General features: G+C 71.5%; 24 protein-coding genes. 14 read left to right on the forward strand and 10 right to left on the reverse strand.

The genetic code is table 11. From position 1 onward, the window contains the following. The first annotated feature begins 60 nt into the window (after positions 1 to 60). The 3 genes from MKK55_RS19360 (at position 61) to MKK55_RS19370 (ending at position 1775) form a co-directional block, all read left to right on the forward strand. Positions 61 to 495 (forward strand): GlcG/HbpS family heme-binding protein, encoded by a 435-nt coding sequence (locus MKK55_RS19360; RefSeq protein WP_243937195.1) that lies wholly within the window; start codon positions 61 to 63, stop codon positions 493 to 495. 288 nt (positions 496 to 783) lie between these two features. After that, entirely contained in the window at positions 784 to 1503 is a 720-nt protein-coding gene (locus MKK55_RS19365) for a cache domain-containing protein (RefSeq protein ID WP_243937197.1), read from the forward strand. Positions 1504 to 1598: 95 nt separating this feature from the next. After that, positions 1599 to 1775: a hypothetical protein gene (locus tag MKK55_RS19370; RefSeq protein ID WP_187274652.1), complete on the forward strand. Its 177-nt coding sequence runs from the start codon at positions 1599 to 1601 to the stop codon at positions 1773 to 1775. Positions 1776 to 1887: 112 nt separating this feature from the next. On the opposite strand, the gene MKK55_RS19375 is transcribed toward MKK55_RS19370, so the two are convergent. The 6 genes from MKK55_RS19375 to MKK55_RS19400 all read right to left on the reverse strand — a co-directional run bounded on the left by MKK55_RS19375 (position 1888) and on the right by MKK55_RS19400 (position 7201). Beyond that, positions 1888 to 2283 (reverse strand): hypothetical protein, encoded by a 396-nt coding sequence (locus MKK55_RS19375; RefSeq protein WP_243937199.1) that lies wholly within the window; start codon positions 2281 to 2283, stop codon positions 1888 to 1890. 117 nt (positions 2284 to 2400) lie between these two features. Beyond that, positions 2401 to 2607, reverse strand: coding sequence for a hypothetical protein (locus MKK55_RS19380; RefSeq protein ID WP_147729737.1), 207 nt, complete (start codon positions 2605 to 2607; stop codon positions 2401 to 2403). 144 nt (positions 2608 to 2751) lie between these two features. Then, positions 2752 to 3546, reverse strand: a complete 795-nt coding sequence (locus MKK55_RS19385; protein WP_243937201.1) for a formylmethanofuran dehydrogenase subunit C — start codon at positions 3544 to 3546, stop codon at positions 2752 to 2754. Further along, complete coding sequence (gene fhcD / locus MKK55_RS19390) at positions 3543 to 4496, reverse strand: formylmethanofuran--tetrahydromethanopterin N-formyltransferase (protein WP_243937203.1); 954 nt, start codon at positions 4494 to 4496, stop codon at positions 3543 to 3545. Before fhcD ends, MKK55_RS19385 begins: the two co-directional genes overlap by 4 nt. A 33-nt stretch (positions 4497 to 4529) precedes the next feature. Further along, the gene (locus MKK55_RS19395; protein ID WP_243937205.1) at positions 4530 to 6173 is read right to left on the reverse strand and encodes a formylmethanofuran dehydrogenase subunit A; all 1644 of its coding nucleotides are present in this window, start codon (positions 6171 to 6173) and stop codon (positions 4530 to 4532) included. After that, positions 6173 to 7201 (reverse strand): formyltransferase, encoded by a 1029-nt coding sequence (locus MKK55_RS19400; protein ID WP_243937207.1) that lies wholly within the window; start codon positions 7199 to 7201, stop codon positions 6173 to 6175. The genes MKK55_RS19395 and MKK55_RS19400 overlap by 1 nt, the downstream gene beginning before the upstream one ends. Positions 7202 to 7536: 335 nt before the next feature. Here MKK55_RS19400 and MKK55_RS19405 point away from each other — a divergent pair, with 335 nt between their 5' ends. The 8 genes from MKK55_RS19405 to MKK55_RS19440 all read left to right on the forward strand — a co-directional run bounded on the left by MKK55_RS19405 (position 7537) and on the right by MKK55_RS19440 (position 14750). After that, positions 7537 to 8511: a beta-ribofuranosylaminobenzene 5'-phosphate synthase family protein gene (locus tag MKK55_RS19405; protein ID WP_243937209.1), complete on the forward strand. Its 975-nt coding sequence runs from the start codon at positions 7537 to 7539 to the stop codon at positions 8509 to 8511. A gap of 81 nt (positions 8512 to 8592) precedes the next feature. After that, complete coding sequence (locus tag MKK55_RS19410; RefSeq protein ID WP_147842522.1) at positions 8593 to 9486, forward strand: NAD(P)-dependent methylenetetrahydromethanopterin dehydrogenase; 894 nt, start codon at positions 8593 to 8595, stop codon at positions 9484 to 9486. A gap of 25 nt (positions 9487 to 9511) precedes the next feature. Then, positions 9512 to 10711, forward strand: coding sequence for an ATP-grasp domain-containing protein (locus MKK55_RS19415; protein WP_243937211.1), 1200 nt, complete (start codon positions 9512 to 9514; stop codon positions 10709 to 10711). Then, on the forward strand, positions 10647 to 11615 hold the full coding sequence (mch, locus tag MKK55_RS19420) for a methenyltetrahydromethanopterin cyclohydrolase (protein ID WP_243937213.1): 969 nt from the start codon (positions 10647 to 10649) through the stop codon (positions 11613 to 11615). The genes MKK55_RS19415 and mch overlap by 65 nt, the downstream gene beginning before the upstream one ends. A 253-nt stretch (positions 11616 to 11868) precedes the next feature. After that, positions 11869 to 12777, forward strand: coding sequence for a RimK family alpha-L-glutamate ligase (locus tag MKK55_RS19425; RefSeq protein WP_243937215.1), 909 nt, complete (start codon positions 11869 to 11871; stop codon positions 12775 to 12777). Then, complete coding sequence (locus MKK55_RS19430) at positions 12777 to 13625, forward strand: triphosphoribosyl-dephospho-CoA synthase (protein ID WP_243937216.1); 849 nt, start codon at positions 12777 to 12779, stop codon at positions 13623 to 13625. Before MKK55_RS19425 ends, MKK55_RS19430 begins: the two co-directional genes overlap by 1 nt. A 222-nt stretch (positions 13626 to 13847) precedes the next feature. Next, positions 13848 to 14360 carry a 5,6,7,8-tetrahydromethanopterin hydro-lyase gene (gene fae, locus MKK55_RS19435; RefSeq protein ID WP_147726855.1) on the forward strand — a complete coding sequence of 171 codons (513 nt, stop codon included), beginning with the start codon at positions 13848 to 13850 and terminating at the stop codon, positions 14358 to 14360. Positions 14361 to 14576: 216 nt separating this feature from the next. Beyond that, positions 14577 to 14750, forward strand: a complete 174-nt coding sequence (locus MKK55_RS19440; protein WP_187274654.1) for a hypothetical protein — start codon at positions 14577 to 14579, stop codon at positions 14748 to 14750. A gap of 262 nt (positions 14751 to 15012) precedes the next feature. On the opposite strand, the gene ccrA is transcribed toward MKK55_RS19440, so the two are convergent. Then, complete coding sequence (gene ccrA / locus MKK55_RS19445; RefSeq protein WP_243937217.1) at positions 15013 to 16314, reverse strand: crotonyl-CoA carboxylase/reductase; 1302 nt, start codon at positions 16312 to 16314, stop codon at positions 15013 to 15015. Between the two features lie 206 nt (positions 16315 to 16520). Beyond that, positions 16521 to 17993 (reverse strand): catalase, encoded by a 1473-nt coding sequence (locus MKK55_RS19450; RefSeq protein ID WP_243937218.1) that lies wholly within the window; start codon positions 17991 to 17993, stop codon positions 16521 to 16523. A gap of 302 nt (positions 17994 to 18295) precedes the next feature. On the opposite strand from MKK55_RS19450, the gene MKK55_RS19455 reads away from it, so the two are divergent. The 3 genes from MKK55_RS19455 to MKK55_RS19465 all read left to right on the forward strand — a co-directional run bounded on the left by MKK55_RS19455 (position 18296) and on the right by MKK55_RS19465 (position 22343). Further along, positions 18296 to 20338: a protein meaA gene (locus tag MKK55_RS19455; RefSeq protein ID WP_243937219.1), complete on the forward strand. Its 2043-nt coding sequence runs from the start codon at positions 18296 to 18298 to the stop codon at positions 20336 to 20338. A 77-nt stretch (positions 20339 to 20415) separates the two neighbouring features. Continuing rightward, positions 20416 to 21423 carry an MraY family glycosyltransferase gene (locus MKK55_RS19460; protein WP_243937220.1) on the forward strand — a complete coding sequence of 336 codons (1008 nt, stop codon included), beginning with the start codon at positions 20416 to 20418 and terminating at the stop codon, positions 21421 to 21423. Then, positions 21420 to 22343: an NAD-dependent epimerase/dehydratase family protein gene (locus MKK55_RS19465; RefSeq protein WP_243937221.1), complete on the forward strand. Its 924-nt coding sequence runs from the start codon at positions 21420 to 21422 to the stop codon at positions 22341 to 22343. Before MKK55_RS19460 ends, MKK55_RS19465 begins: the two co-directional genes overlap by 4 nt. Positions 22344 to 22351: 8 nt before the next feature. Here MKK55_RS19465 and MKK55_RS19470 read toward each other — a convergent pair whose 3' ends face one another. Further along, the gene (locus MKK55_RS19470) at positions 22352 to 22639 is read right to left on the reverse strand and encodes a hypothetical protein (protein WP_243937222.1); all 288 of its coding nucleotides are present in this window, start codon (positions 22637 to 22639) and stop codon (positions 22352 to 22354) included. Positions 22640 to 22715: 76 nt separating this feature from the next. Then, positions 22716 to 23051: a PepSY domain-containing protein gene (locus MKK55_RS19475; protein WP_243937224.1), complete on the reverse strand. Its 336-nt coding sequence runs from the start codon at positions 23049 to 23051 to the stop codon at positions 22716 to 22718. Positions 23052 to 23143: the final 92 nt, after the last annotated feature.

The following is a 23143-nucleotide window of genomic DNA, read 5'->3' on the forward strand; positions in this document are numbered from 1 at the left end:
CCGCCGAGGCTGCGGGGACGACGCGCCCCGGTCCGGCGGCGCCATCAGGGAGATGACACCATGCACGTCACCATCGAGCAGGCGGAGACCGCGATCGCCGCCGCCAAAGCCAAGGCCGCCGAACTCGGCACGCAGATGTGCATCGCCGTCGTCGATTCCGGCGGAAACCTGAAGGCGTTCTACCGCATGGACGGCGCCTGGGTCGGCTCGATCGACATCGCCCATAAGAAGGCCAAGACCTCGGTGTTCTTCGGCATGATGACCGGGCAGATCGGCGCGCTGTCGCAGCCGGGCGGCCCGCTCTACGGCATCGAGCACTCGAACGACGGGCTGATCACCTTCCCCGGCGGCATCCCGATCGTCGACGCGGACGGCGAGATGTCGGGCGCCATCGGCGTCAGCGGCTCGACCGTGGAGAACGACCACGTGGTGGCCGAGGCCGGCGCCAGCACGATCGGCAAGACCGAGCTGCCGGCCCACCCCTGGCGGACCTGAGCCGCGCCACGGCCACGCCGATGCCCGGCGCCGAGGGCGCGACCCGGGGACGGGTCGCGCCGCTTCGGCCCGCAGGAGATGCACCGGCGCCGACGCGCGCCGGTCTACTGTTTTCGCGCGTTTCGAATGCTCAATTTCGCGCTTGAAGATTCGACTAAATCGATGGAAGCTGCCGTCCATCCCGGCTGCTTCGACCATGACTTGTCGAACCACGGATCCATCTGCAACGGACGTGCGCACGCCTTGCCGCCGCGCGCGGGCCTTCGCTTGATCGTCGAGGCGCGACCGATGGCATTGCTTCGCTCCGTAGTCGCTGCGTCCCTCCTCGCCGCGATCGGGTTGGCGGCGACGCCCCAGCAAGGGCGCGCCTGCGGCGACGGGGAGGCGCCGGTCTCCTGCGGCGATGCCGGCTCGGAAGCCTCCGCCAAGTGGATGCTGAAGCACGTCGTCGCGGCGATCGCGGCCGACGCGCCGGCGGCGCTCACGCATTTCACCAAGGGGGAGGCGGGGTTCCGCACCGCCGACACCTACGTCTTCTGCGTCGGGCCGGACGGCGTGATGAGCGCGCATCCCAACCCGATCCTGCAGGGCCAGAACGTGCGCGACCTGCACGACAGCAACGGCACCTACTTCATCCGCCAGATGTTGGAGACGGCCAAGGCCGGCACGGTCGCCGAGATCCGCTACCTGTTCCCTAAGCCGGGCAGCACCGTCGCGCTCCAGAAGACCACCTACTACACCCGCGCCGGCGACCAGGTGTGCGGCGTCGGCGTCTACGATTCGGACGGGGCCGGGCCGGCGGACAGCCCCGTCGCCCGGATGGCGCAGCTGCGCGACCGTCTCGACGCCGAGATGCCGCCGGCGCTGCGCGGGAACTGGACCGCCTTCCTCGAAGCGCTGAACGCCGAGACCGGCGCCAAGGCCGCGGCGATGGCGAAGGCGCGGGCCGGCCTGCAGGCGGCCGAGGCCGCGCTGGCGCCGCCCCCACCGACCGCGCCGGACGACTGATGCGGGCCCGCGCGCGAGGAGGCCCGCACACCAACGGTTAAGCCTGTCGACCTATCACCGAGCATCCCTCATGCGTCGTGCCGGGAGAGGCGCCGTTGACCCGTGACCAAGTCGCCACCGCAATCCGGCGCCTCGCCGCCTCGCAGGTCGAGGACATCGAGCGTGCCGTCAAGGACGGGCACAAGACGATCGCGCTGAACGAGCTGGCGGACCTGAACCGCCAGCTGAAGGCCTTCGCCGCCGCCCTCAAGAAGGCGCCGGTCCGGGCGTGACGTCAATCCCGTGATCCCTGGATCACAGGGTGACCGTCGACACGGCAGGACGTCGCGTTTTCCGCCACGGAGATCTCATTCATCTCAGGCGGGGGCGTCCTCGCCCCCCGGGCTACCAGCTCGGGCCGCCCCAATCGCGATCCGGGATGTCGACCGGCGGCCGCGGCGGGTGATCGAAGACGACCGGGCGACGGGGGCCGTCGTCGTATCCGCCCGGCTCGTCGCAGACCCGGACACGGCGCACCACCTCCTCGCCATAGGCGTCGATGCGGCGCTTCACAAAGCTGCGGCAGCGCTCGGGCGGCTCGAAATCCGGGCCGGCGGTGAAGCGCGGGCGGCGGAAGGCCGGCTCGGGCGGGGGCGGCTCCCGGTGGGCGTAGCCGCCGTATTCCGGGTGCGGCGGCGGATAGGGCCCGTCGAAATCCGCGGCCCGTGTGGCGCCGACGGAGGCTTGGCCCGCGAGGACGAGCGCGCAGAACCCGGCAAGACGGAAACGGTGGAGCGACACGACATGTCCTCGCGCAATGCGTGGCCGGCGGCCATCGAAGCCCGGAGGATGATCGAGGGAGGCTGAACCGTTCGCGAGCGGACGCGTCGGGATCCGTTCAGCTTCGGTCCGCGGCGGTCACAGGTCCTTCGGCACCGTGCCGCGCACGGCACAGCGCCACTTCGCGACGTGGAGGTCGGGGTGCGCCGCCTGCCATTCGGCGAGGACGCTCTGGGCGTGGCGCAGGCAGATGAACGGGTTGCTGCCCTCGTAGGACATCGGGATCTGGTCGTCGTGGCACTGCGTCGGTTGCGACAGCAGGCAGGCGGACAGCAGGATCAGCATCGGCAGGACGTCCTCGCAGGGTCCCGGCTCCGCGGCCGGGTTGAGAGGATCTTAAGACGACGCCGAGGTCCGTGGGAAGTGATGCGGCGAGGACGGCACGTGAGCCTGCCTCCCCCCCACTGCGAGGGGAGGCAGGAGCGGCTCTCAGGCCGCCGCCCAGATCTCGCCCTTGGCGATCGTCGCGAGGTCGCCGGAATAGCGCCGCAGCGGGCCGGCGGCGATCTCGGCGTGGCGCGGGCTCAGGGTCTTGAGCGAGCGCGCCAGCAGCCGCAGGAAGACGAGGTCGTGCTCGCCGGTCTCGACGAAGGTCGGCGTCAGGCGCCCGTGGCTGCCGAGGAGGAGCGTGCCGCGGCGCATGCCGTAGCCGGCGTCGTCGCCGACGGACCCGGCGGCGATCGTGCCGGCGATCATCCGCGAGCCGGCGTAATCGCCCGCGCGCTCGACCAGGATCAGCCCGCGCCGCATGCGGTCGCCGAGATGGCGGCCGGCGGTGCCCTTGATGACCAGCGTCGCGCCGTCGAGCCCGGCCTTGGCCGCGTAGACCGCGCCGCCGGCGTAATCGCCGGCATCGCCCGCGATGGTGATGGTGCCGCCGGTGGCGCCGGTGCCGGCGAACGGGCCGGCCGTGCCGGTGAGGGTCAGCGTGCCGCCGGCCATGCCCTCGCCGAACCGCTGGCCGACGTCGCCGACGACGCGGATCGTGCCGGCCGCGAGCGCGCCGCCGACGCGGTCGAGCCGCTCGTGGCCACCCTCGATGGTGAGGCTGTCGCCGCCGTCGAGCGACACCTGGAAGCAGTCGCCGAGCACCAGGCCGCGCCGGGTGGTGCCGATCGGCAGGCGCTCGGCCTCGGCCGGCGACAGCGCGGCCAGGGTCGCCGGCGCGATGTTGAGGAAGTCGAGGCGCTCGGGGGGCGCCTGCCGCAGGGAGAGGACGCTCACGCTACGGTCTCCTTCGCGGCGGGATTCTTGTCGAGCAGGTCGCGCAGGCGGTAGTGGTGCCGCCCGAGGTTGCCGCCGTAATTGCCGGCGGTGACCGCGACGAGGCCGTGCTGCGCGCCGATCTCGGTCGCGGCGTGGAGCGCCGCCCGCATCGAATCGGAGACGCCCTGCGAGGTCAGCGCGTCAATGACGATCTCCAGGACCACGCCGCATTCGGGCGGCAGGGCCGAGCCGGCCCGGCCTTTCAGCGTCGGGCAGTAGGCGTCGTTGGTCGAGGCCATCATGCCCTTGGTGCGGCCTCCGACCTTCGAGCCGGAGCGGACGATGCCGCCGGGGAAGGGCAGGATCGCCCCGGGGATGGCCTTGGCGGCCTCCACGGCGACCTCGGCCACCGTCAGCGTCTCGGCGTGGGTGCGGCCGAGGAACAGCAGGTTGCCGCCGCCGACCGCGCCGTCGACCGCGCGCACGGAATCCTCGCACAGGAACTCGCCGTCCATCACCGGGATGCGCCAGTAGCGCCGCATCCTGCCGGTGTGGTCCGGCAGGCGCTTGGCGATGGCGAAACCATCGCCGAAGTAGCGGATCGCGCCGCCGAGCTTGATCTTGGTCGGCCCCTCGACGCCGGCGAAGCACGCCGTCCCGGGGCAGGTGAGGATGCACTGCCCGACGCGCTTCAGCAGCTGCTCCCTGAGCCCGTTCGGCTCGAAGCCGAACAGCAGGATGCGCACGCCCGGGCGCCCGTCCGGCGTCTCCTCGGGCGACAGCTCGGCGTCGATCCCGGCCTCGGCGCCGCAGCCGATCACCGAGGTGGCGAAGCCGGTCATCGTCGTGGCCGCGATCATCGCCCACTTCGCGGTGTCGTTGGTGACGACGATCGCGGTGCCCGCGACGTCAAACGCCTCCGCGAAGGTGTCCTCGACGCGGATGCCGTTGAGGGTGAGGTCAGACATTCCGGTTCCCGTCCCTCGCGCAAAGCCGCTCGCTCATGCCCGGCATGCCACGTCCTCGAACACCTCGGCCTCGGGGAAGGCCGCGTCCGGCACGGCGAAGCTGTCGAGCCCCTGGCCGAACCGGTCCTGCAGGTAGGCGTCGGTGCGGCGCTCCATCGCCTTGTCGGACTCGACGGTGAGCGACAGCGAGCGGCCGACGTGCCAGTGCACGACCTCGCCGTCCTCGACGATCGCCACGCCGTCCTTGAGCACGAGCTTGGCGCTCGCAAACATCGCGGTGCGGTTCCTGTCCTCGCGGTAGACCGCGATGTCGGCGCGCGCGCCGGCGCGCAGGTGCCCGCGATCGGAAAGGCCGAGGAGCTTGGCCGGCCCCGAGCGGGTCAGCTCGGCGATCTCGGAGAAGGAGTATTCGCGCTCGATCTCGGGCAGCGACGAGCGCTCGCCGACGACCTTGGGCAGCGTCGCGATCTCGCGGTCGCGCTCCTCCTTGTCCATCAGCAGGTGGATGATGCGCGGATAGGCGGTGAACGGGCCGCCGTTCGGGTGGTCGGTGGTCAGGATCGTGCGCTCGGGCTCGTTCGAGAGCAGCATGATCTCGAGGCCGATCGCCCATTGCAGCGAGCTCGTCGGCCCGCGCGGCTTATACAGGAACGGCACCACGCCGCCGCCCTCGGCATCGCCCGCGTTCAGCACCCATTTCTTCGGGTTGGCGCCCTTACGGCCGCCGTACTGGCGCAGGATGTCCATCGAGACCGTGACGGTCTGGCCGAACACCACCTGCCCGATGTCGAGGGTCGCGTTCGGGTTCGCGTGCATCGCGTCGACGATGCGGCGCGCCGCCGAGCGGAAGCCGCCTGTGCCCGGATTCGCCGGGTCGGCCGCGCCGTAGGCGTAGAACTGGGCGTGGGCGAAGTGGATGCGCCGGCCCTCGGCCGCATCCAGCGTCTCGATGAAGCTGTCGTCGGCGCCGGGCAGCCCGAGGTTGTTGCAGTGGACGTGCAACGGATGCGGCACGCCGATCGCCTCGACCGCGTCGAGGAGCGAGCCCATGATCTTGCGGGTCGAGAGCCCGTAGACCGGGATCTCGTCGTCGAGGCTGAGCTTGAGCACGCCGTCCTTGAAGGCCGAGGCGCCACCGGCGTTGATGCACTTGACCCCGAGCGCCCGGCTTTGCGCCACGTTGAGCGCCACGAGGTCGCGGACCGCGTCCCAGCTCTCGCCCGCGCGCAGCAGCTGCAGCAGCTGGTCGTCGTTGCCCATCACCGCGAGCGCGCCGCGGTCGAGCAGCGGGATGTCGGCCAATTCGAGCTGCGTCGCGAGCGCGTGGGTCGGCGGCATCGCCGGCTCGACCGCCGTGGTGTAGCCCATCTTGGCGTAGGCCGCGCCGATCCAGGCCGCCGCGCCGCCGGCATGGGCGAAGGGGTGGCCGTTCGGCGCCGTCTCGCTGACGTAGAGGTCGGGCAGCAGCAGCCGCGAGGTGATGACGTTGCCGCCGGCGATGTGCGAGTGCACCTCGACGCCGCCGGCCATCACCACGCAGCCCGTCGCGTCGACGGTGCGGTCGGGGGTCCGCTCGGAGGGGGCGACGACGCGGCCGTCCTCCACCCAGACGTCGCCGACGCCGTCGCGGCCGGCCGTCGGGTCGACCACCCGGCCGCCCTGGATCCGGATCAGCATCAGGAATCCTTCCCAACGAAATGGTGTTCGATGCGGGCCAGCACGTCGGCGGCCGAAGCGCCGCCCCCCGTGCCGGGTCGGTAGGTGAGGGCACCGCGGCCCTCGTTCCAGAGGACGCCGCCGGCGCTCGCGCCGGGCACGCCGACCGCGATCACGACCTCGGCGGTGCCGGGGGCGGCCTCGGGGCTGCCCGTGCCGACGATCGCGATCGAGGGCAGGGCGCCGAGCCAGTCGGGGCGCGCGGCCGGAAGCGTCGAGAGCCACAGCGCGGCGTCGGCCTCGCCGGTCGAGACCTGCCGCGCGGCGTCGAAGCGCCAGGGATCGTGCTCGGGGACCTTGCGGCCGAAGCCGGTGCGCGGGGCCTGGCCCGTGGTCCAGGCCGCGACCTGCACCACCGAGCGGTCCTGGTCGGGGCCGCCGAGCGAGAGCGCGAAGCAGCGCGTGATCTCGTTCACGTCGCGCACCAGCCCCTGCACCGTCTCGACGCCGAGCTCGCCGAGCTCGGCCGGGTCGTAGAGCACCGCGCCGTACCGGGCGGCGTAGAGCGCGCGGGCGATCTCGTTGAGCGGGGTGGCGTCCTTGAGGTGCCCCTTGGCATGGGCGCGGAGCAGGGCGAGGTCGGAGGCCAGCGCCTGAGCGGATGCGCCGGCGACGGCGAGCACCTGGCGGTCGGCCCCGGCTGCGAGGCCGCGCACCGGCTTGCTGCCGCGCAGGGCCGAGGCAAGGGTGCTGGTGCCGGCCTTGGCGCCGACGACGAGCACCACGTCGGCCCGCCCCTGGACCTCGGCCGGCGTCGACGTCATCGCGCCGACGCGGCTGAGCGCTCCGAGGTCGGCGTAGGTGCCGGCGGCGCCCTGCGTATCGAGGGAGGCGCCGATCGTGCCGGCGAGGCGGTAGGCGGCGCGGATCGCGGCGACGTCGGCGTTCAGTCCGGCGAAGACCGGTGCATGCGCGGCGGCGAGCAGAGCGGCGGCGGCCGCGATGGCGCCCTCCGCATCGGTCGCGTCACCCTTCACCCAGGCTGTCATGCGTCCTCACCCGAACCGTTTCTTGAGGCGTCGCAGATCGTCGCCGTAAGACCGGGGAGGACGGCCGAAGGACCGTCGCAGCCGGAATGGCCTGCCCGGACGGGATGCGATCCCGACCCGGCGGCACTCGGAATGCCTGCGCTGGAGGGCACGTTTGCATCGCTCGGACGCCACAGGCAACCCTGTCGCCGCGATTTGCGGCCGCTTCGCCCCGACAGGCGGTTGCCCGGCGGGGCGCCTCCATGGGAGAAGCCGGCTACCGCGGGGACCGATTTCCCGAGAGGTCCGCCGCGACGGCAGGATGAAGCGGCGTGGCGAAGGCGGAGGGGATCGACGTGTCTGAACCCGCACGCGGCCGCTCCGAGGCCGCCTCGCGCTCCGTCCACGTCCACGCGCCGGCGCGCCTGCATTTCGGGTTCCTCGACCTGCATGGCGGCCTCGGCCGCCGCTTCGGCAGCATCGGCCTGGCGATCGACGCCCCCGGCGTCCGACTCACCGCGAGCGCCGCCGACGGGCTGTCCGTCTCGGGACCGGAGGAGGGCCGCGTCCGCGGCTACGTCCACGCGGCGGCGAGCCATCTCGGCGTCGCCGAATCGGTCGCGATCCGGGTCGAGGAGGCGATTCCGGCTCATGCCGGGTTCGGCTCGGGCACGCAGCTCGCGCTCAGCGTGGCCGCGGCCCTGGCCCGCCTCTCGGGCAAGCCGTTCTCGGCCGAGGATTTCTCGAACGCGCTCGATCGCGGCAACCGGTCCGGCGTCGGGCTGTCGGCCTTCACCGAGGGCGGGTTGATCGTCGACGGCGGACGCGACGCCACCGGAGCGCCGCCGCCGGTGATCGCCCGCCTGGCCTACCCCGACTCGTGGCGCGTCGTGCTGATCCTCGACCGCGACGCCACCGGCATCCACGGCTCGCGCGAGCAGCGCGCCTTCGCCGAGCTGCCGCGCTTTCCCGAGCGCCAGGCCGCCGAGATCTGCCGGATCGTGCTGATGCAGGTGATGCCGGCGGCGGTGCTCGCCGAGCCGCAGGGCTTCGGCGCCGGCATCACCCAGATCCAGCGCCTGATCGGCGACCACTTCGCGCCGCACCAGGGCGGCCGCTACGCCAGCCCCGCCGTCGCGGAGGCGCTGCGGACGATCGCCGACCAGGGCGTCGCCGGCTACGGCCAGAGCTCCTGGGGGCCGACCGGCTTCGCGCTGATGCCGTCGGAGGCCGACGCCCGCGCGCTGGTCGCCGGGCTCGACCGGCCGGGCCCGCTGCGCTTCCTCATCGCGCGGGGCCGGAACACGGGCGCCGAGATCACGACCGCCTGAACCGGCACGCTTGACCGCGGGCGTCGATTGCGACTCTCAACGACACCGACCGACGATCCTCGCACCAGACAGGGAATCCCCATGGCCCGCTCGATCCTGCACATGCTGACGCCGCTCAAGCACATGAGCCCGTTCGACGTGAACATGGCCGTCGATGCCGGGTTCGAGACCATTGTCACCTACACCGACGTGACGCTGCCGGACGTGGTCTCGCTCACGCAGGATTCGATCTTCTCGCGCGCGCCCGGAGACGGCGTCCGCACCGGCATCTTCATCGGCGGCAAGAACGCCGAGGACGCCCTCGACATGGTCGACCGGGCCAGGAAGGCTTTCGTGCCGCCCTTCGCCAACCACCTGTTCGCCGACCCGGCCGGCTCCTTCACCACCGGCGCGGCGATGGTGGCGCAGGTCTCGCGGGCCTTGCGCCAGAAATTCGGCACCGGCCTGAAGGACAAGCGCATCGTCATCTTCGGGGGCGCCGGCGTCGTCGCCTACGTCGCCGCGGTGATCGGCGCGCTCGAAGGTGCCAGGACGGTGCTGGTCGGCCATGACGGCGAGGAGCGGGTCTCGAAGATCGCCTTCACGATGAAGTGGCGCTTCGGGATCGAGGTCGGCGCCATCGACGGCACCACGCCGGACGACCGCCGCAAGGCGATCGCGGATGCCGACGTGATCCTTTCGGCCGGCCCCGCCGGCATTCCGATCCTCTCGGCCGAGGACCTGCGCGCGGCCCCGAACCTGCTCGTCGCCTCGGACGTCAACGCGGTGCCGCCGGCGGGCATCGCCGGGATCGACGTCAACGCGGTGGACGTGGCGCTTCCGGTCGGCAAGGGCGTCGGCATCGGCGCGCTCGCCGTCGGCAACGTGAAGTACCAGACGCAGAAGCAGCTGTTCGGGCGGATGCTCGCGGCCGAGGCGCCGCTCTGCCTCGATTTCCGCGACGCCTACGCCCTCGCCGTCGAGATCGCCGGCTGAGACCGGCAAGGCCGGCGGGGCGATCATGGCCGGCGCGGCGATCCTGATCGCGGCCCAGTCGGGGCGGGCCCTGGCCGAGGCCGCCCGCCGCGCCGGGTTGCGCCCGTTCGTCGCCGACCTGTTCGCCGATTCGGACACCCTGGAACTCGCCGCGGCGCATCGCCCGCTCGAGGGCCGGTTCGGCACGGGACGGCTCGCGGAGACGGTGCTCGCCCATCTCGACGCGCTGTCGGCGATGGCCGGCGGTGCTCCGCTCGGCGTGGTGCTCGGCAGCGGCTTCGAGGCCGCACCCGCGCTGATCGCTGCGATCGCGCGGCGCCATCGCCTGGTCGGCGCGGGGGCCGAGACCGTGTCCGCGCTGAAGGACCCGCTGCGCTTCGCGGCCCTGTGCGCGACGCTCGCCATCCCGCATCCGGCGGTGACGCGGGCGCGGCTCGACGACCCGAAGGCCTGGCTGCTCAAGCGGGCCGGGGGCTCGGGCGGGAGCCATATCCGCGCGGCGACAAGCGGGCCGGCGCCGGCGGGCGCCTATTTCCAGGCCCGGGTCCCGGGCCGCGCCTTCGCGCTCAACATCCTGGCCGACGCGTCGGGCGCGCGCATCCTGGCGCTGACCGAGCAGTGGAGCGCGCCGTCTCTCCTGCGCCCGTTCCGCTATGCCGGCGCGCTGGCGCCGGGGCGGCGGGAGGCCTCCGCGCTCCCGGACGCCATCGTCGCCGCCGTCGCGGAGGCGGCCGACGAGCTGGTCCGCGCGACCGGGCTGCGCGGGCTCGCGAGCGTCGACTTTCTGTCCGACGGCGAGGCATGGTGGCTGACCGAGATCAACCCGCGCCCGGGCGCCACCCTCGACGTGCTCGACCGGCGCGGCGTGCCGCTTCTTCGCGCGCATGTCGAGGCCTGCCTCGGCCATGCGCCCGAGATCGGGCCGGCGCCGGAGGATGCGGCGGCCTCGCAGATCTGTTACGCGGCGCGGGATCACGCCGTCGTCCCGGCGGTCGCCTGGCCGGACCACGTGCGGGACCGGCCCCGCGCCGGGACACGGGTGATGCGGGACGCCCCGCTCTGCACGGTCCTGGCGGGGGGGCCGGACGGGCCGGCGGCACGACAAGAATTGGGGACCCGGATCGCCAGCTTGCGCGACCGGCTGTCCGAGGAGGAAACGCATGAGCACCAACCAGCCGAGCCTGAACGCCATCGCGACCCCCCTGGTGGAGCGCTTCGTCGCTGACGCCGACGTTCTGCGCCTGTCCGTGACACAGGTGCCGGGCGGCGCGCGCATGGTCGACGCCGGCGCCTCGGCGCGCGGCTCGATCGAGGCCGGCCGCCGGATCGCCGAGATCTGCCTCGGCGGCCTCGGTACCGTCTCGATCAGCCCGTCGGGCCCGATCCCGTCCTGGCCGTACTCGGTGATCGTCCACGCCGCCGACCCGGTGCTGGCCTGCCTCGGCAGCCAGTATGCCGGCTGGTCGCTCGCCGACGAGGACGGCGATTCCGGCTTCTTCGCCCTCGGCTCCGGCCCGGGCCGCGCCGTCGCCGTGGTCGAGGACCTCTACAAGGAGCTCGGCTACCGCGATTCGGCCACGAAGACCGCCCTGGTGCTCGAGGCCGCCGGCGGGCCGCCGGCCAGCGTCGTCGCCAAGGTCGCCGAGGCCTGCTCCCTGCGCCCGGAGGACCTGACCTTCATCTTCGCGCCGACCCAGAGCCTCGCCGGCGCGACACAGGTCGTTGCCCGCGTGCTCGAGGTCGCCCTCCACAAGGCGCACACGGTCGGCTTCGACCTGCACCGGATCGTCGACGGCATCGGCTCGGCGCCGCTGTCGCCGCAGCACCCGGACTTCATCAAGGCGATGGGCCGCACCAACGACGCGATCATCTACGGCGGCCGGGTCCAGCTCTTCGTCGACGCCGACGACGCGGAGGCCAAGCAGCTCGCCGAGCAGCTGCCCTCAACCACGTCGAGCGACCACGGCGCGCCCTTCGCCGAGATCTTCTCGCGGGTGAACGGCGACTTCTACAAGATCGACGGCGCGCTGTTCTCGCCGGCCGAGGCGATCGTCACCTCCATCCGCACCGGCGCGACCTTCCGCGGCGGCAAGCTGATGCCGGAGCTGGTCGAGGCGTCGTTCTCATAGCGGCAGTCGAGGCCGGCTTTCACGACACGAAGGCCATCGCCCGCGGCTCTCCCGGGGTTTCCCCACCATCGTCATTCCGGGGCGCCACAGGTGAGCCCGGAATCCAGATCCGCCGTGGCGGCAAGCTCGGGCACCGTCGGCGGCTCTGGATCCCGGGCTCCGCTTCGCGGCCCCGGGATGACGGCGTGGAGCGGGAGGGCAATGCGTGTCGGCGGAACCGGCGGCTTGAACCATCCTTGGGGTGACCGACAGAATGCGCATCGCGCTCGCGGCCGACAACGGCAATTGGCACAAGGCCCGGCTCCTGGCGGCGCTTCGCGCGCAGGGCGTCGAGCCGGTGCTGTACTCGCTCGCCGACGTGGCGATCGTCACCGGCGGCGGCGAGCCCCTGCAGGTGCCGGGCTTCGCCGGGACGCTGCCCGACGGCGTGCTGCTGCGGACCATCGCCGGCGGCACCTTCGAGGCCACGACGATGCGTCTGGGCGTGCTGCATGCGCTGGTGGCCTCGGACGTCACCGTCTGGAACGGGCCGGTCGCGATCGAGCGCTCGGTCGACAAGGCGGCGACCAGCCTGATGATCGCCCGCGCCGGCCTGCCGACGCCCGACACCTTCGTGTGCTCGAAGCGCACGGCCGCCGCCGAGATCGTCGCGCGCGAGGCCGGCCCCGGGCGGCCCCTGGTGCTGAAGCCGCTGTTCGGCTCGCAGGGCGAGGGGCTGCAGCTGATCGAGCGGCCGGACGACCTGCCGCCGGAGGATGCGGTCTCGCGGGTCTACTACCTCCAGCGCTACGTGCCCCGCAGCGACGGTCTGTGGCGCGACTACCGCGTCTTCGTCTGCGAAGGCAGGGCCATCGCCGGGATGATCCGCGAGGGCGACGGCTGGATCACCAACGTCCACCTCGGCGGCCGCCCGCTGCCCTGGGCGATGCCGGCGCGGGCGGCCGAGCTCGCCGAGGCCGCCGCCGCCGCGGTCGGCGTCGACTACACCGGCATCGACCTCGTCGAGGACGGGGAGGGCGGCTTCCTCGTGCTCGAGGTCAACTCGATGCCGGCATGGTCGGGGCTGCAGAAGGTCTCGGAGGTCGACATCGCCGGGGCGGTGGTGCGCGGCTTCCTCGCCGCCGTCCGGTCCGCGCGCCGGCCGCGGCTCGTGGTCGCCTGATGCGCCTCGCGCCGGAGGCGATCGCGGCCTCGTACCAGGCGGCGTGCCTGGCCGAGCTCGAGGCCCTGAAACCCGGCAACGTCCACGCCTACGCCGCCGGCCATCGCATGGCGGTGGCCGATTTCACGACGAGCGCCGCGGTGTCGGCGCCCGCCCTGGCACGCGGCGGAGCCGGGCTCGGCGCACGGGTCCGCGACGCGGTCGCGGCGACGATGGCGGCGGTGGGACAGAACACCAACCTCGGCATCCTCCTGCTCTGCGCGCCCCTGGCGCTGGCCGCCGAGCGGGGAACCACCGTGGCCGAGGTGCTGGTCGGCCTCGAACCGGCGGATGCGCAAGGCGTCTTCGACGCGATCCGCCTCGCCAACCCGGGCGGGCTCGGCCGGGCCGGACGGCACGACGTGGCCGCGCCGGCCCCGGATTCCCTGGTGGCGGCAATGCAGGAGGCTGCCCCGCGCGACCGCATCGCCCGCGCTTACACCGACGGCTTCGCCGACCTCGTCCGGGTCGGCCTCCCGGCTCTGGCAGCCGCGCGCGAAAAGGATCTCGAACCGGCCTGGTGCACCACCGCCGTGCATCTCGCCTACCTGCAGGCGTTTCCCGACAGTCACGTGGCGCGCAAGCACGGCGCCGACCGGGCGGAGGCCGTGCGGTCCGAGGCCGTGGAGGCGCTTACAGGCCTCGACCTGCGCGCCCGGCCTGTGGAGCGCCTGCTGGCGCTCGACGCGGCGTGGAAGGCCGCCGGGATCAATCCCGGCACCAGCGCCGATTTCACCGTCGCCACGCTGTTCTGCGATGCCCTCGCATCCGCGGGCGCCCGCGTCGCGGACCCTGCGGGCGCCCTCTGAAAAAGTTCCCGCCGTCAAGCGCCGGGCCGCACTTTTAATATCGATTTCAGCGCGTTGCCATGGGTTGTGACGGGCCGGACCGCGCTGTAGGGTTCGCGCCGCTATCCGGGCTAACCGGCCCGGCTTTTCCAAGGCCGGGCGTCGCGAACAAGGATGGCTTCCGGCCGCGCCCGACTCGACGGGCCGCGGTCCTTGAGTTTGGAATCCAGGGAGAAAACCCGAATGGCAAAGATCACCAAGGTCCAGGTCGGCGAAGCCCTCGTCGGCGACGGCAACGAGGTCGCCCACATCGACCTGATCATCGGACCGCGCGGTTCGCCGGCCGAGACCGCCTTCTGCAACGGCCTCGTGAACAACAAGCACGGCTTCACCAGCCTGCTCGCGGTCATCGCGCCGAACCTGCCGTGCAAGCCCAACACCCTGATGTTCAACAAGGTGACCATCAACGACGCCCGTCAGGCCGTCCAGATGTTCGGCCCCGCCCAGCATGGCGTCGCCATGGCCGTGCAGGACGCCGTCGCCGAGGGCATCATCCCCGCCGATGAGGCCGACGACCTGTTCATCCTGGTCGGCGTGTTCATCCACTGGGAAGCGGCCGACGACGCCAAGATCCAGAAGTACAACTACGAGGCCACCAAGCTGTCGATCCAGCGCGCCGTCTCCGGCGAGCCGAAGGCCGCCGCGGTCACCGAGCAGCGCAAGTCCGCGACCCACCCCTTCGCCGCGAACGCTTAGATCGGGGACAGTCCTGGGCAGAGCGCGCCTCCGCCCGCACCGCGGGGCCTGCTCCAGCGACTGGCCTCTATCTTCCTCGGACGATAGAAACACGAAGGCGGGACGGCGAAAGCCGCCCCGCCTTCTTTCGTTCGTCGCGTTCCCTTGCGATCCGCCTGCCCCGGGCGAGCCAGATCCGGGCACGCCGACCCCGACCACCCCGACGCGAGGCCCGGCATGAGCGAGACGAGCAACACCTTCAAGAAAGCGCCCAAGCGCAAGAAGGAGAAGGCCCGCACGGTTTCCGTCTCCCCGGAGATGCGGCAGGCCTACGCCGACCTGATCACCGAGAAGGCGACCAAGCAGGAAAGCTACGGGCGCCACCTGCCGGGGACCGAGACGAAGCGGTAGCGCGGACGGCACGCTGCACGACCGGCTCGAACCCTCGTCGGGTCGCCTGTCGCGGACGTGCGGTGCGTCCCCTCTCCTGACCCCCCTCACGGGGGCCACCCTCCCCCGCAGAGGGGGGAGGGTGGGCACGGGCGCCTCGATGCGATGCGTGACGATGGCCCGGACGGGAGCGTGCCACGACGCGCCGCGCGCGAATCCCTCGGCCAAAGAAAAACCCGCGCCCCCTGAGGGACGCGGGTCTTAAGGCTTCGAAGAGTTCGCGTCAGCCGCGCGGAAAACCCGCCGCCTCGATCACGTCCTCGACCGTCCGCAGGCCGGCGCGCGGAGAGTTGACGAGGCAGGCCATGTTGCCGGGCGGGTGCTGGTTCTTCCACATCTTGGTATGCGCTTGCGGGATCTTCTCCCAGGGGAACACCTCGCTCATGCACGGGTCGACCCGGCGGTCGATCACGAACTGGTTGGCGGCCGAGGCCTGCTTGAGGTGGGCGAAGTGCGAGCCCTGGATGCGCTTCTGGCGCATCCAGACGTAGCGGGCGTCGAAGGTGATGTTGAAGCCGGTGGTGCCGGCGCAGAACACCACCATGCCGCCGCGCTTCACCACCAGCGCCGAGACCGGGAAGGTCGCCTCGCCCGGGTGCTCGAACACGATGTCGACGTCGTTGCCCTTGCCGGTGATGTCCCAGATTGCCTTGCCGAACTTGCGGGCTTCCTTGGTCCAGGTGTTGAACTCAGGCGAGTTCACCTTGGGCAGCTGGCCCCAGCAGTCGAAGTCCTTGCGGTTGATGACGCCCTTGGCGCCGAGGCTCATCACGTAGTCGCGCTTCGACTCGTCCGAGATCACGGCGATGGCGTTGGCGCCGGACGCGGCGCAGAGCTGGACGCCGAACACGCCGAGGCCGCCTGAGGCGCCCCAGATCAGCACGTTCTGGCCGGGGCGGACGGTGTGCGGCGCGTGGCCGAACAGCATGCGGTAGGCGGTGGCGAGCGTCAGCGTGTAGCAGGCGGCCTCCTCCCAGGTGAGGTGCTGCGGCCGCTTCATCAGCTGGCGCGACTGCACCCGGCAATACTGGGCGAACGAGCCGTCGGGAGTCTCGTAGCCCCAGATCCGCTGCGAGGACGAGAACATCGGGTCGCCGCCGTTGCACTCCTCGTCGTCGCCGTCGTCCTGGTTGCAGTGGACGATGACCTCGTCGCCGACCTTCCAGCGCTTCACCTTGGCGCCGACCGCCCAGACGATGCCGGACGCGTCGGAGCCGGCGATGTGGTACGCGGCCTTGTGCACGTCGAAGGGCGAGATCGGCTCGCCGAGGCCGGCCCAGACGCCGTTGTAGTTCACGCCGGCGGCCATGACGTAGACCAGGACCTCGTCGTCGCCGATGTCCCAGACCGGCAGCACCTCGAGCTGATGCGAATCCTCCGGCGGCCCGTGGCGCTCGCGGCGGATCGCCCAGGCATACATCTTGGCGGGCACGTGACCGAGCGGCGGGATCTCGCCCATCTCGTAGAGGTCCTTGACCTCGCCCGTCCCGGCGCTGGCCGGTTGCAGTGCCGCGCTGGCAGCCATCGTCTCTCTCCTGAATCCGTTTCGTGCCCGCTCGCGGTTCTGACGACGCCGCGGTTCCGGCCTAGCGCTATAACGGCGAAGGATGAGGCGTCCAAGGGTCTGCAAGTCGTCCGAAAGGCCAGGAGTACGGTGTCCGACAAGAAAAAAGGCGCCGGCTCATGCCGACGCCTTCTGGATACAAAATTAACTTGGCGGCCACCCAAAAACTATTCGGCGGCGGCCTTGCTCGTCTCGATGCCGAGACCTTCCGCGACCCCGCGGCCGAAGTCGGGATGCACCCTGTACCAGTGCCCGATCATTCGATCCTGGATGTGGCGCGGCGAGTCGCCCATCGAGGTGACGATGTTCTCCACGAGCCGCTTGCGCTCGCCGTCGTCGAATACCTTCGTCCACAGGTCCCGCGGCTGGCCGTAGAGGTCGGCGTCGTCGCCCGGCCAGCCGTAGCGGCCGGCATCCCCGGTGATCCGCAGCTGCGGCTCGGCCACCGACGGATCCTCGACCGGCCCGCCGAAGGAGTTCGGCTGGTAGTCGACCTGCGCGCCGTGGTTGCCGTCCGTGCGCATCGCGCCGTCGCGATGGTAGGTCTGGACGGCGGCCTTCTTCGCCTGGTTCACCGGGATCTGCTGGTAGTTGATCCCGAGGCGGTAGCGGTGCGCGTCGCCGTAGGAGAGCAGGCGGTTCTGCAGCATCTTGTCCGGCGAGAAGCCGATGCCGGGCACGACGTTCGAGGGCTCGAAGGCCGACTGCTCGATCTCGGCGAAGTAGTTCTCCGGGTTCCGGTTGAGCTCCATCTCGCCGATCTCGATCAACGGATAGTCGCCGTGCGGCCAGACCTTGGTGAGGTCGAACGGGTTGATGTGGTAGGTGTCGGCGTCGAGCTCGGGCATCAGCTGCACCGAGACCTTCCACTTCGGGAAGTCGCCCTTCTCGATCGCGGTCGAGAGATCGGCGGCCGAGTAGTCCGGATCCTCGCCGGCGATCTTGTCGGCTTCCGCCGCAGAGAAGTTCTGGATGCCCTGCTGGGTGTGGAAGTGGAACTTCACCCAGTGCCGCTCGCCGGCCTCGTTCCAGAGCGAGAAGGTGTGCGAGCCGTAGCCGTTCATGAAGCGGGCCGACTTCGGCGTGCCGCGGTCCGAGTACAGGATCATGACCTGGTGGATCGCCTCGGGGGAGAGGCCCCAGAAGTCCCAGCGGCGCCAATGGGGTTTCAGGTGGGTGCGCGGATCGCGCTTCTGGGTGCGGATGAAGTCGGAGAACTTGATCGCGTCGCGGACGAAGAAGATCGGCGTGTTGTTGCCGACGAGGTCCCAGTTGCCTTCCGAGGTGTAGAACTTCAGCGCGAAGCCGCGCGGATCGCGGGCGGTGTCGGCCGAGCCGGATTCACCGCCGACCGTCGAGAAGCGCGCCACCATCGGCACGTCCTGCCCGACCTCGGTCAGCACCTTGGCACGGGTGTACTGCGACAGGCTCCGGGTCAGCCGGAAGGTGCCGTAGGCGCCGTAGCCCTTGGCGTGGACGACCCGCTCCGGGATCCGCTCCCGGTTGAAATGCGCCATCTTCTCGATGAGATGGTAATCCTGCATCAGCACCGGGCCGCGGGTGCCGGCGGTGAGCGAGTTCTGGTTGTCGGAAATCGGGTTTCCGAACGCCGTCGTCAGACGGGGCGAGGTGTCTGCCATCGTGCAGGGCTCCTTGGCTTGGTGATCCGCGTGGTCGGGCGCGCACGCCGCGCGTCCAGGTCCGAATGCGGCCAGCCAACGCGCGTCGAGCGGTTTGGAACCGTTCGAAACCGCGGCGGTGCCACCGATCCCCGTCAAATTTCCTTGATGTCGACCCTGAGATTTTTGCGGGCGCCTTGCCGCCCGGTGACGGGCGCCGGCCCTTCGCATGAGATGACGGCCCGCGACGGCTTCGCTACGGTGCGCCGCAAGGGGCGGGGCGAGCGAGCCGCGCGACGAACGGATCAGCGGAGACGGGTGACATGAGCGCGAGCGCGAGCGTCGACGGGGTGAAGCGCGACAAGCCTTGGATCATCCGCACCTATGCGGGCCATTCGAACGCCAAGGAATCGAACGCGCTGTACCGGGGCAACCTCGCCAAGGGGCAGACCGGCCTGTCGGTCGCCTTCGACCTGCCGACCCAGACCGGCTACGACCCCGACCACGAGCTGGCGCGCGGCGAGGTCGGCAAGGTCGGCGTCTCGATCGCCCATCTCGGCGACATGCGGACGTTGTTCGACGACATCCCGCTCGTCCAGATGAACACCTCCATGACGATCAACGCCACGGCGCCGTGGCTGCTGTCGCTCTACCTCGCGGTGGCGGAGGAGCAGGGCGCGCCGTTCTCGGGGCTGCAGGGCACCACCCAGAACGACATCATCAAGGAGTACCTGTCGCGCGGCACCTACGTGTTCCCGCCGGCGCCGAGCCTTCGGCTGACCAAGGACGTGATCCTGTTCACGACCAAGGAGGTGCCGAAGTGGAACCCGATGAACGTCTGCTCCTACCATCTGCAGGAGGCCGGGGCGACGCCGGTGCAGGAGCTGTCCTACGCGCTCGCCATCGCGATCGCGGTGCTCGACACCGTGCGGGACGACCCGAACTTCGATGCCGAGAGCTTCCCGGAGGTGTTCGGGCGGATCTCGTTCTTCGTGAACGCAGGCCTGCGGTTCGTCACCGAGATCTGCAAGATGCGCGCGTTCTCCGAGCTGTGGGACGAGATCGCCCAGGAGCGCTACGGCATCGACGACCCGAAGAAGCGGATCTTCCGCTACGGCGTGCAGGTGAACTCGCTCGGCCTCACCGAGCAACAGCCTGAGAACAACGTCCACCGCATCCTGATCGAGATGCTGGCGGTGACGCTGTCGAAGCGGGCGCGCGCCCGCGCGGTGCAGCTGCCGGCCTGGAACGAGGCGCTCGGCCTGCCGCGCCCCTGGGATCAGCAGTGGTCAATGCGGATGCAGCAGATCCTCGCCTTCGAGACCGACCTCCTTGAGTACGACGACATCTTCGACGGCTCGAAGGTGATCGACGCCAAGGTCGAGGCGCTCAAGGTCGAGACACGGGCCGAGCTGGAGCGCATCGGCGGGATCGGCGGCGCGGTCGCCGCGGTCGAGACCGGCGCGCTCAAGCGGTCGCTCGTCGAATCCAATGCCCGCCGCATCTCGGCGATCGAGGCCGGCGACCAGATCGTCGTCGGCGTCAACAAGTGGCAGCAGGGCGAGCCCTCGCCGCTCACCGCAGGCGAGGGCGCGATCTTCACCGTGTCCGAGACGGTCGAGATGGAGGCCGAGGCCCGCATCCGGGACTGGCGCGCGAAGCGCGACGACAACGCCGTCGGCAAGGCGCTCGAGGAGCTCGAGGCGGCGGCGCGCTCGGGTGCCAACATCATGCCGGTCTCGATTGCCGCCGCGAAGGCCGGCGTCACGACCGGCGAGTGGGGGACGCGCCTGCGTGAGGTGTTCGGCGAGTACCGCGCGCCGACCGGCGTCACTCTTCAGACCGTTTCGTCCGGTGCCGCCGAGGAGGCCAAGCTGCTGATCGCCGATCTCGGCGAGCGCCTCGGCGAGCAGCCGCGCATCGTCGTCGGCAAGCCCGGCCTCGACGGCCACTCGAACGGCGCCGAGCAGATCGCGCTGCGCGCCCGCGACGTCGGATTCGACGTGACCTACGACGGCATCCGCCAGACCCCGGCCGAGATCGTCGCGAAGGCGAAGGAGACCGGCGCCCACGTGGTCGGCCTCTCGATCCTCTCCGGCAGCCACGTCCCGCTGGTGCGCGACGTGAAGGCGAAGATGCGCGAGGCCGGCCTCGACCACATCCCGCTCGTGGTCGGCGGCATCATCTCGCCCGACGACGAGCTGGTCTTGAAGAACATGGGCGTCTCGGCGGTCTATACGCCGAAGGACTACGTGATTGACACGATCATGATCGGCATCGCCAAGGTGGTCGAGCGCGCGATCGACAAGACCAACCGCACCGACGGCGCCGCGAAGGGCAAGGACGCGGCGGCGCAGGTCTATTGAGGCGCGAGGCCGCCGGGTGCAGCGACACGCGCACCCGGCGGCTTCACCCGGGCGGCCCGGGAGCGTAGAGCGGCACCATGCTCGCCCCCCTCATCGCGGTTCCCCTCGCCGCGGCCCTCAGCGCCGGCCTGATCGTCCGGCTCCGGCCGCTGCTGGTCCGCTACGCGCTGGCCCGCCCCAACGCGCGCTCGAGCCACACCGAGCCGACGCCGCAGGGCGGCGGGATCGCCGTCGTCGCGGCGACCCTCGCGGTGACGGGGCTGCTGCTCGCCGCGCCGGATGCGGGCCGCGACGTGCTGGTGCTCGGGCTCGGCGCCGTGGTGCTCGCCCTGGTCGGCGCCGTCGACGACATCCGCCCGCTGCCGGCGTCGCTTCGCCTCGTGCTGCAGGCCCTCGTCGTCGCCGCCCTGGTGGCGAGCGTCGACGGCCGGCTGGTGCCGGCCCTGCCGCTCGCGGTGGAACGGGCGCTGGCGGTGCTCGCCGGGATCTGGTTCGTGAACCTCGTCAACTTCATGGACGGGCTCGACTGGATGACGGTCGCCGAGACGGTGCCCGTTACCGGCGCGCTGATCCTGCTCGGCGGGTCCGGCGCCTTGCCGCCGGCCGCGATCCTCGTCGCCGCGGCCCTGCTCGGGGCGATGCTCGGCTTCGCGCCGTTCAACCGGCCGGTGGCGAAGCTCTTCCTCGGCGATGTCGGCTCGCTGCCGCTCGGGCTGATCCTGGCCTGGCTGCTGTACCGGCTCGCCCTCGCGGGCGGCCTCGCCGCGGCGATCCTGCTGCCGCTCTACTACCTCGCCGACGCCACCCTCACGCTGATCCGGCGCGCCGCCCGGCGCGAGCCGGTGTGGCAGGCGCATCGCAGCCACTTCTACCAGCGGGCCACCACGAACGGCATCGCGGTGACCGGCGTCGTCGGACGCGTGCTCGCGCTCAACGCATGCCTGGCCGCGCTCGCCGGAGCGACCTTGTTTTGGCCCTCGCCGGCCATCACCCTCGGTGCCCTGGCGGTCGGATGCGGTCTGGTCGGATCGGTGCTGGCCCGATTCGCGCGGGCGCCGGCCAAGCACGGAGTGACGACGTCTTGAGCCAATTGATCGCGCTCACCGGGGCGACCGGCTTCATCGGCCGGCACGTCCTGAGAGATCTGACGGCGCGCGGCTACCGCGTCCGCCTGCTGCTGCGGCGGCCGGTGGACGCGATGCCGGAGGGTGCCTCGAGCGCCATCGTCGGCGACCTGACCCGGCCGATGAACATGGCGGCGGCGCTCGCCGGCGTCGATGCGGTGGTGCATTCGGCCGGCCTCGCGCACGCGATGTCGGGCGCCCCGGAGGACGATTACCGCACGCTCAACACCGAGGCGACGCGGCGCCTGGCCGAAGCCGCCGCGCGGGCGCGGGTGCGCCGCTTCGTGTTCCTGTCATCGATCCGTGCGCAGACCGGCCCGACCGCCGCCGGGACCGTGACGGAGGCCGACGATCCGGCTCCCACCGACGCCTACGGCCGCTCCAAGCTCGAGGCCGAGCGGGCGCTCGACGCCATCGGCATCGATTGGGTCGCCCTGCGGCCCGTCCTGGTCTACGGCGCCGGCGTGAAGGGCAACATGGCCGCGCTGGTGCGGCTCGCCCGCTCGCCGTATCCGCTTCCGCTCGGATCGCTGGCCGGCCGCCGGTCGCTGGTCTCGGTCGAGAGCGTGTCGGCGGCGATCGATACGGTGCTGCGGACCGACGCCGCGCTGAACCGGCCGCTGGTCGTCGCCGACCCCGACGCGCCGACGCTCCCGGAGATGCTGACGGCCCTGCGCGCCGGGCTCGGCCGACGGCCCGGCCTGGTTCCGATACCCTCGGCGGCGATCGGGCTGGCCTGCCGCCTGACTGGGCGAGAGGCGACCTTCTCGCGGTTGGCCGAGAATCTGGTCGCGCGCAGCGACGGTTTGGCGGCCCTCGGCTGGGCGCCGGCCGGCACGACGCGGGACGGCCTCGCTCGGCTCGCGCCCCTGTCGGCCTGATCGGCGGATCAGTCGTTCTGACAGAACGACGGCGCGGTGCCGTCGTCGATCATCCGGCAGCCCCGGGCGATCTCGGATTCGATCAGGGCGCAGGCATTGTCCGCGTTGCAGGGCGGATGGGTCGCCGGGGAGACCGAGATGCAGCGCTCGACCAGCCGCTCGGCCTGACGCGCCCCGACGGCGGCGCGGCAACTTTCGGCGCTTGCGGATAAGGCCCCGGGCAGGACGATCGCGAACGCCGCAGCGGCGACGATGGAGCTTCGGCGAAGCGATGCGGCGGCGCGGGACGGCATCATCGAAGGCAGGCCTCGGTCGAAAGAAAACCCCGGCCGCGAGGCCGGGGCTCGATCCTACGACACCGAGGCGATGGCGTCAGCGGCGAACGTCGATCACGTCGCCCGAGCGGCTGTCGACCACCACCGTGATGTCGTCGCCGCGACGATCCGATCCGCGAACGATGATGCGCGGCCCGCGGCGGTCGACGTTGTCGACGTCGGCGAGGCCCTCGCGACGGGCGATCCGGATCGCCTCGCCGCGGCTCAGGTCGATGTCGTCGCGGGGCCCGCGGTCGCGATAGCCGGGATCGACGCGAACGCCGCCCGGTCCGATCTGGATGCCCTGCGCCGAGGCCGGCGCAGCGACGCCGAGCCCGGCCACGCCGAGACCGGCGACCATCGTGAGGGCTGCGAGAAACGTCTTCGTCCGCATGAATTCGTCCTTCCTTCGGCACACTCCCTGTACGGAAACTGCGCTCGGTTCGGTCGTCGCCTCAATCGGCGGGGCGTCGAATGGTTCCCGAC

It is taken from the genome of Methylobacterium sp. J-059, assembly GCF_022829485.1.
Lineage (GTDB): Bacteria > Pseudomonadota > Alphaproteobacteria > Rhizobiales > Beijerinckiaceae > Methylobacterium.

Bases quoted from the DNA above. Each gene is read 5' to 3' on its own strand.
- MKK55_RS19360 (WP_243937195.1), top strand. From the start codon at position 61: ATGCACGTCACCATCGAGCAGGCGGAGACCGCGATCGCCGCCGCCAAA.
- MKK55_RS19365 (WP_243937197.1), top strand. From the start codon at position 784: ATGGCATTGCTTCGCTCCGTAGTCGCTGCGTCCCTCCTCGCCGCGATC.
- MKK55_RS19380 (WP_147729737.1), bottom strand. From the start codon at position 2,607: ATGCTGATCCTGCTGTCCGCCTGCCTGCTGTCGCAACCGACGCAGTGC.
- fhcD (WP_243937203.1), bottom strand. From the start codon at position 4,496: ATGTCTGACCTCACCCTCAACGGCATCCGCGTCGAGGACACCTTCGCG.
- MKK55_RS19395 (WP_243937205.1), bottom strand. From the start codon at position 6,173: ATGCTGATCCGGATCCAGGGCGGCCGGGTGGTCGACCCGACGGCCGGC.
- MKK55_RS19400 (WP_243937207.1), bottom strand. From the start codon at position 7,201: ATGACAGCCTGGGTGAAGGGTGACGCGACCGATGCGGAGGGCGCCATC.
- MKK55_RS19410 (WP_147842522.1), top strand. From the start codon at position 8,593: ATGGCCCGCTCGATCCTGCACATGCTGACGCCGCTCAAGCACATGAGC.
- MKK55_RS19415 (WP_243937211.1), top strand. From the start codon at position 9,512: ATGGCCGGCGCGGCGATCCTGATCGCGGCCCAGTCGGGGCGGGCCCTG.
- mch (WP_243937213.1), top strand. From the start codon at position 10,647: ATGAGCACCAACCAGCCGAGCCTGAACGCCATCGCGACCCCCCTGGTG.
- MKK55_RS19425 (WP_243937215.1), top strand. From the start codon at position 11,869: ATGCGCATCGCGCTCGCGGCCGACAACGGCAATTGGCACAAGGCCCGG.
- MKK55_RS19430 (WP_243937216.1), top strand. From the start codon at position 12,777: ATGCGCCTCGCGCCGGAGGCGATCGCGGCCTCGTACCAGGCGGCGTGC.
- fae (WP_147726855.1), top strand. From the start codon at position 13,848: ATGGCAAAGATCACCAAGGTCCAGGTCGGCGAAGCCCTCGTCGGCGAC.
- MKK55_RS19440 (WP_187274654.1), top strand. From the start codon at position 14,577: ATGAGCGAGACGAGCAACACCTTCAAGAAAGCGCCCAAGCGCAAGAAG.
- ccrA (WP_243937217.1), bottom strand. From the start codon at position 16,314: ATGGCTGCCAGCGCGGCACTGCAACCGGCCAGCGCCGGGACGGGCGAG.
- MKK55_RS19450 (WP_243937218.1), bottom strand. From the start codon at position 17,993: ATGGCAGACACCTCGCCCCGTCTGACGACGGCGTTCGGAAACCCGATT.
- MKK55_RS19455 (WP_243937219.1), top strand. From the start codon at position 18,296: ATGAGCGCGAGCGCGAGCGTCGACGGGGTGAAGCGCGACAAGCCTTGG.
- MKK55_RS19460 (WP_243937220.1), top strand. From the start codon at position 20,416: ATGCTCGCCCCCCTCATCGCGGTTCCCCTCGCCGCGGCCCTCAGCGCC.
- MKK55_RS19470 (WP_243937222.1), bottom strand. From the start codon at position 22,639: ATGATGCCGTCCCGCGCCGCCGCATCGCTTCGCCGAAGCTCCATCGTC.
- MKK55_RS19475 (WP_243937224.1), bottom strand. From the start codon at position 23,051: ATGCGGACGAAGACGTTTCTCGCAGCCCTCACGATGGTCGCCGGTCTC.